Source organism: Nocardia gamkensis NBRC 108242 (genome assembly GCF_001612985.1).
In the GTDB taxonomy this organism is placed as follows: domain Bacteria; phylum Actinomycetota; class Actinomycetes; order Mycobacteriales; family Mycobacteriaceae; genus Nocardia; species Nocardia gamkensis.
Genome location: NZ_BDBM01000054.1, coordinates 43506 through 55460, shown reverse-complemented (window position 1 = coordinate 55460; position 11955 = coordinate 43506). Strand labels below are relative to the sequence as shown.

The 11955-nt window shown below is 69.6% G+C and carries 12 protein-coding genes; 9 read left to right on the top strand and 3 right to left on the bottom strand.

The features are described from left to right. From infB to truB, 8 genes are all read left to right on the top strand, one after another. Positions 1 to 2462: translation initiation factor IF-2 (infB, locus tag NG1_RS29740; protein ID WP_084499297.1), on the top strand; the 2462-nt coding region annotated here is incomplete at its 5' end. Positions 2463 to 2537: 75 nt separating this feature from the next. Then, a complete protein-coding gene (locus tag NG1_RS29735; protein WP_040868135.1) occupies positions 2538 to 2828 on the top strand; it encodes a DUF503 domain-containing protein in 291 nt (96 codons plus the stop codon). 98 nt (positions 2829 to 2926) lie between these two features. After that, entirely contained in the window at positions 2927 to 3370 is a 444-nt protein-coding gene (gene rbfA / locus NG1_RS29730) for a 30S ribosome-binding factor RbfA (RefSeq protein WP_040868103.1), read from the top strand. 13 nt (positions 3371 to 3383) lie between these two features. Beyond that, the gene (locus tag NG1_RS29725; RefSeq protein ID WP_062976325.1) at positions 3384 to 4385 is read left to right on the top strand and encodes a DHH family phosphoesterase; all 1002 of its coding nucleotides are present in this window, start codon (positions 3384 to 3386) and stop codon (positions 4383 to 4385) included. A gap of 260 nt (positions 4386 to 4645) precedes the next feature. Beyond that, positions 4646 to 5971 (top strand): MATE family efflux transporter, encoded by a 1326-nt coding sequence (locus NG1_RS29720; protein ID WP_157114308.1) that lies wholly within the window; start codon positions 4646 to 4648, stop codon positions 5969 to 5971. A gap of 58 nt (positions 5972 to 6029) precedes the next feature. Beyond that, entirely contained in the window at positions 6030 to 6989 is a 960-nt protein-coding gene (locus NG1_RS29715) for a metallophosphoesterase family protein (protein ID WP_157114307.1), read from the top strand. Positions 6990 to 7047: 58 nt separating this feature from the next. After that, on the top strand, positions 7048 to 7716 hold the full coding sequence (gene npt / locus NG1_RS29710; RefSeq protein WP_062976323.1) for a 4'-phosphopantetheinyl transferase Npt: 669 nt from the start codon (positions 7048 to 7050) through the stop codon (positions 7714 to 7716). After that, positions 7716 to 8615, top strand: coding sequence for a tRNA pseudouridine(55) synthase TruB (gene truB / locus NG1_RS29705; RefSeq protein ID WP_062976322.1), 900 nt, complete (start codon positions 7716 to 7718; stop codon positions 8613 to 8615). Before npt ends, truB begins: the two co-directional genes overlap by 1 nt. Positions 8616 to 8757: 142 nt before the next feature. Here truB and NG1_RS29700 read toward each other — a convergent pair whose 3' ends face one another. Genes NG1_RS29700 through NG1_RS29690 form a run of 3 tightly spaced genes read right to left on the bottom strand, consistent with a single transcriptional unit; the run spans position 8758 to position 10896 of the window. Next, complete coding sequence (locus tag NG1_RS29700; protein ID WP_062976319.1) at positions 8758 to 9423, bottom strand: GntR family transcriptional regulator; 666 nt, start codon at positions 9421 to 9423, stop codon at positions 8758 to 8760. Beyond that, a complete protein-coding gene (locus NG1_RS29695; RefSeq protein ID WP_062976317.1) occupies positions 9410 to 10141 on the bottom strand; it encodes a maleate cis-trans isomerase family protein in 732 nt (243 codons plus the stop codon). Before NG1_RS29695 ends, NG1_RS29700 begins: the two co-directional genes overlap by 14 nt. 14 nt (positions 10142 to 10155) lie before the next feature. Then, positions 10156 to 10896 carry a maleate cis-trans isomerase family protein gene (locus NG1_RS29690; RefSeq protein WP_040868092.1) on the bottom strand — a complete coding sequence of 247 codons (741 nt, stop codon included), beginning with the start codon at positions 10894 to 10896 and terminating at the stop codon, positions 10156 to 10158. An 86-nt stretch (positions 10897 to 10982) separates the two neighbouring features. Between NG1_RS29690 and NG1_RS29685 the strand changes: the two genes are divergently transcribed. After that, positions 10983 to 11948, top strand: a complete 966-nt coding sequence (locus tag NG1_RS29685) for a D-2-hydroxyacid dehydrogenase (protein WP_062976315.1) — start codon at positions 10983 to 10985, stop codon at positions 11946 to 11948. Positions 11949 to 11955: the final 7 nt, after the last annotated feature.

Here is an 11955-nt window from a genome sequence, read left to right as displayed (position 1 = left end):
CGCGTCCGGGGCCGAAGACCCCGCGCGTCGGTAACAACCCCTATTCGTCGGCTCCCGAGCGTCCCGCGCCGCGTCCGGCCCCCGGTCAGGGTGGTCCGCGTCCGGGTCCGGCTCAGGGTGGCCCGCGTCCGGGTCCGGCTCAGGGCGGTCCCCGTCCGGGTCCGGCTCAGGGTGGCCCGCGTCCGGGTCCGGCTCAGGGCGGTCCCCGTCCGGCCCCCGGTCAGGGTGGTCCGCGTCCCGGTGGCCCGCGGCCGAGTCCCGGCTCGATGCCGCCCCGCCCGAATCCCGGTGCGATGCCGTCGCGTGCGGCGCGTCCGGGTGGCGCCGGAGGCCCCGGCGCCGGTCGTCCCGGGCGCCCCGGTGGCGCCGGTGCGGGTCGTCCCGGCGGGGGCGGCGGCGGTGGCTACCGCGGTGGTGGCGGCGGCGCCCCCGGTGCGGGTGCCGGTGCGCCCGGTGCCGGTGGCGGCGCGGCCGGTGGTTTCCGCGGTCGTCCCGGTGGCGGTGGTGGCGGCGGTCGTCCGGGTGGTCCCGGTGGCCGCGGTGGCGCGGCAGGCGCGTTCGGCCGTCCCGGTGGCGCTCCCCGTCGTGGCCGCAAGTCGAAGCGGCAGAAGCGGCAAGAGTACGACTCGATGCAGGCGCCCGCCGTCGGCGGCGTGCGGCTGCCGCGCGGCAACGGCGAGATCATCCGGCTCGCCCGCGGCGCGTCGCTGTCGGACTTCGCGGAGAAGATCGACGCGAACCCGGCCGCGCTGGTCCAGGCCCTGTTCAACCTCGGTGAGATGGTCACCGCGACCCAGTCGGTGAACGACGAGACCCTCGAGCTGCTCGGCAGCGAGATGAACTACGTCGTCCACGTGGTCAGCCCCGAGGACGAGGACCGTGAGCTGCTGGAGTCGTTCGACCTCACCTACGGCGAGGACGAGGGCGGCGAGGAAGACCTCGAACAGCGTCCGCCGGTGGTGACCGTCATGGGTCACGTCGACCACGGTAAGACCCGACTGCTGGACACCATCCGCAAGGCGAACGTCCGCGAGGGCGAGGCCGGTGGCATCACCCAGCACATCGGCGCCTACCAGGTGCTCACCCATCTGGGCGACGAGGACCGGCTCATCACCTTCATCGACACCCCCGGTCACGAGGCGTTCACCGCCATGCGTGCCCGCGGTGCGAAGGCCACCGACATCGCGATCCTGGTGGTCGCCGCCGACGACGGCGTCATGCCGCAGACGGTGGAGGCGATCAACCACGCGCAGGCGGCCGACGTGCCGATCGTGGTGGCGGTCAACAAGATCGACAAGGAAGGCGCGAACCCGCAGAAGGTTCGTCAGCAGCTCACCGAGTACGGCCTGGTCGCCGAGGAATACGGCGGCGAGACCATGTTCGTCGACATCTCCGCCAGGCAGAACATCAACATCGATGCGCTGCTCGAGGCGGTCCTGCTGACCGCGGACGCGGCGCTGGACCTGCGGGCCAACCCGGACATGGACGCGCAGGGTGTGGCCATCGAGGCGCACCTCGACCGCGGTCGGGGCCCGGTGGCGACCGTGCTGATCCAGCGCGGCACCCTGCGGGTCGGCGACTCGATCGTGGCGGGAGACGCCTACGGCCGCGTGCGCCGAATGGTCGACGAGCACGGCGACGACGTCGAGGCGGCACTGCCGTCGCGGCCCGTCCAGGTGGTCGGCTTCACGTCGGTGCCCGGCGCCGGTGACAACCTGCTCGTGGTCGACGAGGACCGGATCGCCCGGCAGATCGCCGACCGGCGCAATGCGCGCAAGCGCAACGCGCTGGCCGCACGCAGCCGCAAGCGGATCAGCCTGGAAGATCTGGATGCCGCGCTGAAGGAGACCAGCGAGCTGAACCTGATCCTCAAGGGCGACAACTCGGGTACGGTCGAGGCCCTCGAGGAGGCGCTGCTCCAGATCCAGGTGGGCGACGAGGTGCGTCTGCGGGTGATCGACCGCGGCGTCGGTGGCGTCACCGAGACCAACGTCAACCTGGCTTCGGCATCGAACGCGATCATCATCGGATTCAATGTCCGCGCCGAGGGCAAGGCCACCGAGCTGGCCAACCGCGAGGGTGTCGACATCCGGTACTACTCGGTGATCTACCAGGCCATCGACGAGATCGAGAAGGCCCTCAAGGGCATGCTCAAGCCGATCTACGAAGAGGTCGAGCTGGGCCGGGCCGAGATCAGGGCGATCTTCCGTTCATCGAAGATCGGCAACATCGCCGGTTGCATGGTCACGTCGGGTTCGGTCAAGCGCAACGCCAAGGCGCGCTTGCTCCGCGACAACGTGGTGATCGCCGAGACGACGACGATCTCGTCGCTGCGCCGGGAGAAGGACGACGTCACCGAGGTCCGCGAGGGCTTCGAATGCGGTATGACGGTCACCTACTCCGATATCAAGGAAGGCGACATCATCGAGGCCTACGAGCTGCGCGAGAAGCCGCGCGACTGATAGACCGAGACGAAATCCGGACGCCGCGCGACGTGCGCGGCGTCCGGCCGGTCTTCCTGACAGTGGAGGGTGTGGGTGTACCTGGGTGCACTGGAGTTCGACCTGCTGCTCGGCGATGTGCATTCACTGAAACAGAAGCGCTCGGTGATCCGGCCGATTCTGGCCGAATTGCAGCGTTTCGGTGTGAGTGCCGCCGAAGGTGGGGAACACGATCTATACCGTCGCTCGCTACTGGGCGTGGCCATGGTCAGCGCAGGCATGGATCACCTGACCGAGGTGCTGGACAAATGTGAACGGCACGTCGCGTCCCGTCCGGAGTTACAGTTGCTGGCGGTGCGCCGCCGGATCTTCGGGCCCGAAGACTGACCGGCGCAGCGACGGCGCGGAGGACGGAGCTCCGGTGGCGACACCGGTCCGCGCTCCGACCGCCATCGAACAGAGTTGAGAGTGAGGAGGAAACGGCCATGGTGGACCAAGCCAGGGCACGCCGACTCGCCAAGCGGATCTCCTCGATCGTCGCGACCGCGATCGAATACGAGGTGAAGGACCCGCGGCTGCGTTTCGTGACCATCACCGACGCCAAGGTCACCGGCGATCTCCGGGAGGCGACGGTGTACTACACCGTGATGGGCGAAACCCTCGACGCCGAGCCCGATTACGAAGGTGCGGCGATCGGCCTGGAGAAGGCCAAGGGCGTCCTGCGCTCCAAAGTGGGCGCGGGAACGGGGGTCAAATTCACCCCGACGCTGGCATTCGTACTGGACACCGTGCCCGACGCGGCACGGCAGATGGAGGAACTGCTCGCCAGGGCGCGGGCCGCGGACGACGAGGTCGCCAAGGTGGCCGCCACGGCCAGGCCCGCGGGTGACGCCGACCCCTACAAGGTCGAACGCGACACCGACGAGTGACATGCGGTAGTCGATGACGACGATGCGGGAAACGGCCGATCTGGATGTGGCCGTGGCGGCGTTGGACGCCGCGCGCTCGGTGACCATCGTCTGCCATGTGCAGCCCGATGCGGACACCGTGGGAAGTGGTCTCGCGCTGGCGCTGGTGCTGCACCGGCGCGGGATCCCGGTACAGGTGTCCTTCGCCGAACCGGCGGAGTTACCCGTGTCGATGCGGTCGCTGCCCGGCGTGCGGCACCTGGTGGCGCCCGCCGAGGTGCGTGCGGAGGTGGACCTGCTGATCGCCGTCGACTGCGGCAGCGCGACCCGGTTGGGCGCGCTCGCCGACCGATTGCCCGGCGCCGCAACGACAATGGTGATCGATCACCATCGCTCGAACACCTCCTTCGGCGCGATCAACGTGGTCGATCCCGGCGCCGAGTCCACCACGAGCCTCGTCGCGCGGGTGCTCGACGCGTGGGGCGTGCCGATCGACGCGGATGTCGCGCATTGCCTCTATGCCGGTCTGGTCACCGACACCGGCTCGTTCCGGTGGGTGCGGCCGGGTACCCACGAACTCGCGGAACGGCTGCTGGCCACCGGAATCGACGGCGCGGACATCGCTCGCACTTTGATGGACACCCACCCGTTCGGGTGGCTGCCCATGTTGTCGCGGGTGCTGGGCACGGCGCAACTCGTTCCGGAGGTCCGCGGCGGTGTGGGGCTGGTATACGCGTTCGTGCGTCGCGACGACATCGACGACGTGCGGTCGGAGGAAGTCGAGAGCGTGATCGACATCGTGCGCACGACCGCCGAAGCCGGAATCGCCGCGGTATTCAAGCAATCCCGCGTCGTGCCGGACCGGTGGACGGTGTCGCTGCGCTCGCGCGACAGCGGATCGTTCGCGGGCGACGGGGTGGACGTCGCGGAGGTGGCGACAGCGCTGGGCGGCGGCGGCCACCGTTTCGCCGCCGGATACACCGCGTACGGCACGCCCGGCGATCTGGTCGGTGCGCTGCTGGCCGCCCTCGGATGAGGCGTGGCCGTCGGTAGTGGCGCCGTGCCGGGGCGCCCGCGCGGTGGCCGTGACGTCGTCGGGGCGTCGCCCCGCTCGTCCGGAAGCGGGGGTCGGATGATGCCTGCCGCACGCTGCCGTGGTTGTCAGTGGCACCTGCCGAGGTGGAGCGTGAGCGGAACGATGGTGGTCCCGGGGAGGTGTTCGTGAACGCGCAGGGATGCAGCGACGCGGAGATCGGTGACCCGGCTTCGCTCGTGGATGGGGCGGAGCCTGCGCGTGTGGACCGTGCCGCCGCTGCCGGACCGAAGCGCATTCTCGGCATCGCGTTGCCTACCCTCGGTGTGCTGGTGGCCGAACCGATCTACCTGCTGTTCGATCTGGCCGTGGTCGGCAGGCTCGGGGCGCTCGCGCTGGCCGGTCTGGCCGTCGGCGGGCTGATTCTGGCGCAGACGAGTTCGCAGCTGACCTTCCTGTCCTACGGCACCACCGCGCGCTCGGCGCGTCGCCACGGCGCGGGCGACCACCGGGGAGCCGTCGCCGAGGGTGTGCAGGCCAGCTGGATCGCGGTCGCCGTCGGCGTCGCGATCCTCGTGCTGGTCCAGGCTTTCGCCGTACCGGTGACCAGCGCCATCGCGGGTGGTGGGGAGATCGCGGAAGAAGCCCTGGGCTGGGTGCGGATCGCCCTGTTCGGCGTGCCGCTGATCCTGCTGTCCATGGCCGGGAACGGGTGGATGCGTGGCGTCCAGGAGACGCGCAGGCCGTTGGTCTTCGTGGTCGCCGGACTCGCGGTGTCGGGCGTGCTCTGCCCCGCGCTGGTGCACGGTCTGTTCGGCGCACCGCACCTGGGCCTGCCCGGCTCGGCCGTGGCGAACGTGGCGGGGCAGATCGTCACCGCCGTCCTGTTCCTCGACGCGCTGATCCGCGAACGAGTTCCGCTCGCCCCACATCGGTCGGTCATGCGGGCCCAACTCGTGCTCGGGCGCGACCTCATCGCCCGCAGCTTCGCCTTCCAGGCGTGCTTCGTCTCGGCGGCGGCGGTCGCCGCGCGTTTCGGCGCCGCGTCGGTGGCGGCCCACCAGTTGGTGCTGCAACTGTGGAACTTCCTGGCGCTGGCCCTGGACGCGCTGGCCATCGCCGCGCAGACGCTCACCGGTGCCGCTCTCGGCGCGGGTGACGCCACCGGCGCCCGCGGGATCGCGCGGCGCGTGACCCGCTGGTCGGAGATCTTCAGCCTCGGGCTCGCCGCCTGCTTCGCGGCGGGAGCGGTGGCGATTCCGGCGCTGTTCACCGAAGACGCCGAAGTGCTCGAGCGCGCCCATGTGGTGTGGTGGTTCTTCGTCGCGCTCATTCCGGTGGCGGGCATCGTCTTCGCCCTCGACGGCGTGCTGCTCGGCGCCGGCGACGCGGCGTATCTGCGTACCACCACGCTCGGTGCGGCAATGCTCGGTTTCCTGCCCGCCATCTGGATGTCGCTGGCCTTCGACTGGGGCGTCGCCGGAATCTGGTCCGGTCTCGGGGCGTTCATGCTGTTGCGGCTGATCGCCGTCGCGTGGCGGGCGCTGTCGGGCCGGTGGGCCTCGGTCGGCGCCGAGATGCCGAGGTGACCGACACCCGGCTCGGTCGGTGCGCGCGAATCCGGACGGATGTGCCAAGGTAGGTGTGGTGATACCCAAGTTGATGGCGGTGAGCGACATTCATGTCGGGCACCAGGGGAATCGGCCGGTCGTCGAGCAGATCAAGGCGGACTCGCCGGAGGACTGGCTCATCGTGGCCGGCGACGTGGGGGAGAAGACCGAGGACATCCGGTGGGCGCTGGAGCTGCTGCGCCGCCGCTTCGCCAAGGTGATCTGGGTGCCGGGCAATCACGAGCTGTGGACGACGGCCAAGGATCCGGTGCAGATGTCCGGGGTGGCACGCTACGACTACTTGGTGTCGATGTGCCGTGACCTCGACGTCCTCACGCCGGAGGACCCCTTTCCGGTATGGCGGGGCGCGGGCGCCGAGGAGCACGGCGGCGCGGTCACGCTGGCGCCGATGTTCCTGCTGTACGACTACTCGTTCCTGCCGGAGGGAGCCACCACCAAGGCGGAGGGTCTGGCGATCGCCCGCGAGCGCAACGTGGTGGCGACCGACGAATTCCTGCTCTCGCCGGAGCCGTATCTGACCAGGGACGCGTGGTGCCACGCCCGGGTGCAGGTGACCAAGCGCAAGCTCGACGCGCTCGCCCCCGATACCCCGGTCGTCCTGATCAACCACTTCCCCCTGGTCCGGCAGCCGACCGATGTGCTGTTCTACCCCGAGTTCGCGCTGTGGTGCGGCACCGAGCTGACCGCGGACTGGCACACCCGCTACAACGTGGTGTGCTCGGTCTACGGCCACCTGCACATCCCGCGCACCTCGCACTACGACGGCGTCCGGTTCGAGGAGGTCTCGCTGGGCTACCCGCGCGAATGGCAGCGCCGTGGCCTGCCCGAGCGGTTGCTGCGCCAGATCCTGCCGACCCCGCAGTACCCGCCGGGCACGTTGAACAAGTGGGGCGGGCACTTCCAGGTGACTCCCGAGATGGAAGCCGCCGCCGCGGAGATGCGCAGCAAAGCGCAGCAGCGGCGCGGACTGGCATAGTCGCGCGGCACATGGCGCTGCGATCCCGTCCGGTGGGGCTCGACTACGCTCGTCGATGATGATCGAGAACATTCTGCCCACGGGGGTGGCCTCGGCCGAGCTGCTGGCGTACCCGGAGGATCTGCGGCCGCATCCAGCGGAGGAGCATCTGATCGCCAAGTCGGTGGAAAAGCGGCGCCGTGACTTCATCGGCGCGCGGCACTGCGCCCGGCTGGCGCTTACGCAGCTCGGCGAGCCGCCGGTCGCCATCGGCAAAGGCGAGCGCGGCGCTCCGGTCTTTCCGCGCGGGATCGTCGGCAGCCTGACCCACTGTGACGGCTACCAGGCCGCCGCGCTGGGCCACAAGCTGCGGTTCCGTTCCATCGGCATCGACGCCGAGCCGCACGCCACGTTGCCGGACGGTGTGCTGGACTCGGTCAGTCTGCCCCAGGAGCGGGAATGGCTGAAGACCACCGATTCTGAGCTGCATTTGGACCGGTTGCTGTTCTGCGCCAAAGAAGCCACCTACAAGGCGTGGTTCCCCCTGACGGTGCGCTGGCTGGGCTTCGAGGACGCGCACATCACCTTCGAGATCGAGGACAGCTCCGCCGATTCCGGGCGCGGCAGTTTCCGGACCGAATTGCTGGTGCCGGGGCAGACCACCGACGGTGGGCCGCCGCTGCACTCGTTCGACGGCCGTTGGCTGATCACCGACGGGTACATCCTGACCGCGATCGCGCACGTCTGATGGACGGACTCGGTGGGCTGCTCGTCATCGACAAGGCCGGCGGCTGGACCAGCCACGACGTCGTCGCGAAATGCCGGAAGCTGCTGCGCACCAAGAAGATCGGCCACGCAGGAACCCTCGACCCGATGGCGACCGGTGTGCTCGTGCTCGGTGTGGAGCGCGCGACCAAACTGCTCGGCCTGCTCACCCTCACGACCAAGGCGTACACCGCGACCATCCGGCTCGGGCAGTCGACCAGCACCGACGACGCCGAGGGCGAGGTGCTCACGACCACCTCGTCCGTTCACCTCACCGACGACGACATCGCCGCGTGCACAGCCGAACTCACCGGGAACATCGACCAGGTGCCTGCCACGGTGAGCGCGATCAAGGTGAACGGTGAGCGCGCCTACGCCCGCCACCGCGCGGGCGAAGACGTGCAGCTGGCCGCCCGCCCCGTCACGGTGTCGCGGTTCGACGTGCTCGCCCGGCGCGATCTCGGCGATTTCGCCGACCTGGACGTGGTGGTCGAATGCTCCTCGGGCACCTATGTGCGGGCACTGGCCCGCGATCTCGGCGCAGCGCTGGGCGTCGGCGGCCACCTGACCGCGTTGCGCCGAACCAGGGTCGGGCCGTTCACCCTCGAGCACGCCCGCACCCTGGACGAGCTGGCCGCCGCCGCGGAATCAGGCGCGCCGCCGCTGAGCCTCGACATGGACGCCGCGGTCCGGACCGCCTTCCCGCACCGGGACATCGACGATACGCAAGCCGACGACCTGCGCAACGGCCGCTGGCTCGCCCCGGCCGGGCTTTCCGGCGTCTATGCCGCCATCGACCCGGCAGGCCGCGCCATCGCCCTGCTGCGGGAGTCCGGTAATCGCGCGTCCTCGGTGATGGTCGTCCGTCCGGCCAACCTTTGATCCATGCCGGTGTCGTATCGACAGATCCCGGCGCGGTTCCGGTAAGCCCTGTCGCTCAGGAGAATCCGTACAGTGTGGGCTGGTCGCCTGCGGCGGCCGTGGGCGGGTAACGGCGGCGAAGGTGGCGGACGTGATGCCGGGTCTAGCCGCCGATCTGGTGGCGCAGGCGCTGCACGGCGTCGTCCATGTGCTCCACGAGCAGGGCCCGGGCGCGCGCGGGGTCGGCGGTGCCGATCGCCTCGCGCAGGTCGACGTGTTCCCGGGCCTGTTCCCGCAGGTCCGGGTAGGTGGTCTGCAAGGCGCCCAGGCACATTCGCGTCTCGATCAGCAGGGTGCGGGCCGCGCGTACCAGCCGGGGACTGGCGGCGCTCTCCACCAGCGCCTCGTGGAAGGCCTGGTCGGCCTCGGACACCCCCACGGCGTCACCGCGTTCGGCGCAGGTGACCATCTCCTCGACGCTGGCCCCGAGCGCCTCGTAGGCGATCGCGCGGCGGCTGTGCAGGATCAGATCCAGCGCGCCGCCCTCCAGCGCCGTCCTGGCGCGGTAGATGTCGACGACGTCGTCGAGGCTCAGTTCGATGACGAAGATGCCGCGGTGGCGGATGCTGTGCAGCAGGCCCTCGGACACCAGACGCTGCATCGCCTCGCGCACCGGCCCGCGGGAGACCGCGAATTGCGCGGCCAGGTCGGCTTCGCCGAGCTGCGAGCCGGGCGCGAGACTGCCGCGCATGATCGCCTCGCGGAGCCGATCGGCGATCATCTCCGCGGTCGACTGCCGATTCACCGGCTCGAAATCAACGACGGACATCGATCTGCCTTTCCGCGAACAACGTGCCGAGGCCGGGAACGACCGGCTCGGCGCCGGCCAGCCGCAGACCCGCCCAGATGGTGACCTGATTGGCTGTGAGCACCGGTTTGCCCAGCGTAGCCTCCAGGTCCGGCAGCACCGCCATGGTGTGCATCGCGGTGTCGGGGATGAGCAGCGCCTGCGCATCCGGGTGGTCGTTGTCCGCCGCCAGCCGCAGCACCTGGGCCGGGGTGAGGGTGCCGACCTCGGCGGCGGTGTCGATGCCCGCGCTGGACATCGAGACGACGTCGATTCCCGCGTCGGCGAGGAATTCCACGAACAGCCGGGCGACTTCGTCGGGATAGCTGGCGGCGATGGCGACGGTGCGCAGTCCGAGCGCGTGCACGGCGTCGGCGAACGCGATGCTGGTGCTGGTCGCGGGCACGCCCGCGACTTCGGCCAGCGCGCGCACCTGGTCGCGGGCGCCCTCGGGCCCGTAGACGAAACTGCCTGAGGTGCAGGCCCACACGATCGCGTCCGGGCGGTGCGGGGCGAGCAAGGAGGCGCCGAGGCGCAGTTTCTCGGGGCTGCCCAGCTCGAGCAGTTCGGGTACGGCGTGCAGATCGGTGCCGTAGATGTGGGCCACCGGAAGGTGCGCGCCGATCGCCGCCGCCGCGAGCGGGTAGTCGTCCTCGGCGGCGTGGTCTGGGTAGATGAAACCGACGGTGGGTGCGTCCATGCGATGTTCTTCCTTCAGAAAACGTTGAGCAGCCACTTGCCGGGACCCATCATCGGCAGCTTCATCCGGCCGAGACAGGCCCACATGGTGAGCTGGTTGGCGGTGAGCACCGGTTTGCCGAGTGCCTTCTCCAGCGGCTCTATCACGTCGTAGGTCGGCAGGTTGGTACAGCTGACGAAGACGGCCTGGGCCTCGGGATCGTCGGCGCCGACGATGCGTTCGGCGATCGTGCGGTAGCTGACCTTCCAGATGCCGCCGCCGAGCCCGAGGTGGTCGGAGCGCACCACCGAACACCCGGCCTCGGCGAGGAATTCGTGCAGCCGGTGGGTCAGGATCTCGTCGTAGGGGGTGAGCACCGAGATCCGGGTGAGGTCCAGATGGCGGATCGCTTCGAGCAACGCGCCCGAGGTGGTGACCGCGTCCTGCGCCCCGGCCCGGCAGATGGTGTCGCGTAGCGATTTCTCGTAGGCGAGGCCTTTGATGAAACTGCCCGACGTGCACAGGTACGCCACGACTTCGGGTTCCACGTGCAGCACGTTGTGCGTGGCCGCGGTGAGATGCGCCGCGTCGGACACCAATTCGGCCATCTCCAGCGAGACCGGGACCGGCTCGTAGGGGGTGCGCGCCAGATGCAGACTCACATCCAGTGGCGCCCAGCGCCAGAGCTCTCGTTCGAGTGCGAGATCGAACGGTGCGATGATCCCGATGCCTCGTTGGGCCACAGGCCCCTCGAGGTCGGGAAAGCTCAGATCCACTACGGCCCCTCTCGCGCTCAGCCGGGACGACCTCCGAACACGATCGGATTGTTGACAATCATACGATGTGATCTTAGTGTGTCAATGTGGAACAGGGCCCGATTGTCGTCGTCCTGCACAGTGACAGTGTGCCCGACGCCGAGCGAATGGACCGAGTAGCAGGCCGCGCCACCATCAGGTACACCGAGGCGCCCGGATTGGCGGACGCCCTGCGCGGAGCGGAGGTCTTGTTCGTCTACGACTTCCGTACGCGGGCGCTGCCCGGCGCCTGGCATGCCGCCGACCGCTTGCGATGGGTGCACATGGGCTCGACCGGCGTCGACCCGGCGATGTTTCCCGAATTGCGGGCGAGTGACGTGGTGGTGACCAACACCCGAGGCGTCTTCGACGCAGCGATCGCCGAATACGTGCTCGGCCAGATCCTCGGTTTCGCCAAGGACCTGTCCGGCTCGCTGCTGCTGCAACAGCGGCACGAGTGGCGGCATCGGGAATCCGAACGAGTCGCGGGGGCGACGGCGCTGATCGTCGGCACCGGCTCGATCGGACGCCATATCGCCCGGTTGCTGCGCGCGGTCGGGATGACCGTGCGCGCGGTGGGCAGGCGCGAGCGCGCTGCGGATCCGGATTTCGGCGAGGTCGCCACCGATCTGCATGCCGAACTGGCCGGTGCCGATTACGTCGTCGCGATCGCCCCGCTCACCGAGCAGACCAGGAACATGTTCGACGCCGCCGCCTTCACCGCGATGAAACCGCACGCCAGGTTTGTCAACGTCGGCCGTGGGGAACTCGTTGTGACCGACGATCTCGTTGCCGCGCTGCGCACCGGATCGATCGCCGCGGCGGCGCTCGATGTGGTGGACCCCGAGCCGCTCCCCGCCGATCACCCCCTGTGGGAACTGCCGAACGTCCGGATCACCCCGCACAACTCCGGTGATTTCATCGGATGGCGCACCGAGATCGTCGACGCATTCACCGAGAACTTCGACAACTGGATCGCCGGACGTCCGCTGGACAACGTGGTCGACAAAAGGCTGGGGTACGTGCCCGGCTGAAGGAGCC